Genomic DNA, 551 nt, shown 5'->3' with positions numbered 1-551 from the left:
ATCACCAAACGATCGAAAGGCATTGCACCTTTCAAAACTGAACACGAGTGAGTGCCGTTGCAACTTACGTTGCAGATTTGTCCGCTGACCTACCGTCAGCATGGACTCCATAGAAAGGAGGTGATCCAGCCGCACCTTCCGATACGGCTACCTTGTTACGACTTCACCCCAATCATCTACCCCACCTTCGGCGGCTGGCTCCTTGCGGTTACCCCACCGACTTCGGGTGTTGTAAACTCTCGTGGTGTGACGGGCGGTGTGTACAAGACCCGGGAACGTATTCACCGCGGCATGCTGATCCGCGATTACTAGCAATTCCGACTTCATGCAGGCGAGTTGCAGCCTGCAATCCGAACTGAGACCGGCTTATAAGGATTCGCTCCGGATCGCTCCTTCGCTTCCCGTTGTACCGGCCATTGTAGTACGTGTGTAGCCCAGGTCATAAGGGGCATGATGATTTGACGTCATCCCCACCTTCCTCCGGTTTGTCACCGGCAGTCAACTTAGAGTGCCCAACTTAATGCTGGCAACTAAGCTCAAGGGTTGCGCTC

At 54.3% G+C, this 551-nt stretch carries 1 rRNA gene; it reads right to left on the bottom strand.

Annotated elements, in window-relative coordinates:
* Nucleotides 1-113: 113 nt before the first annotated feature.
* Nucleotides 114-551 (bottom strand): 16S ribosomal RNA (locus NR121_RS25060); the annotation flags it as partial.

It is taken from the genome of Paenibacillus sp. Pae15 (assembly GCF_024519685.1).
In the GTDB taxonomy this organism is placed as follows: Bacteria; Bacillota; Bacilli; order Paenibacillales; family NBRC-103111; genus Paenibacillus_G; species Paenibacillus_G naphthalenovorans.
The sequence above is the reverse complement of the archived record's forward strand: the minus strand, read 5'-3'. Positions and strand labels throughout refer to the sequence as shown.